1 protein-coding gene is annotated in these 347 nt (G+C 52.7%); it reads right to left on the reverse strand.

Translation table 11 applies throughout. From position 1 onward, the window contains the following. Positions 1-347 (reverse strand): sigma 54-interacting transcriptional regulator (locus MXD62_RS10540; protein ID WP_248829136.1); only part of this gene is annotated, 347 nt, incomplete at both ends.

The raw sequence follows: 347 nt of genomic DNA on the forward strand, positions 1-347 counted from the left end.
CGTGCAGGCGGTAATAAAGGTCTTCACGGAAGCGACCCGTCTGGATCGCCGATTCCAAATTCACATGTGTAGCAGCAATTACCCGCACATCAATCATGATCGGTTTGCTGCCACCGACACGGACAATCTCCCGTTCCTGCAAAACGCGAAGCAGCTTCACCTGCATGCTCATCGAGAGTTCCCCGATTTCATCCAGAAAAATCGTGCCGCCGCTTGCTTCTTCAAAAAGCCCGCGCTTGCCGCCCCGTTTCGCTCCGGTGAAGGCTCCTTCCTCGTAGCCAAAAAGCTCGCTCTCTAGCAGTGTTTCCGAAATGGCAGCGCAATTAACCCTGATAAATTGGCTATAT

It is taken from the genome of Frankia sp. Mgl5 (genome assembly GCF_023242985.1).
GTDB lineage: Bacteria > Actinomycetota > Actinomycetes > Frankiales > Frankiaceae > Parafrankia > Parafrankia soli.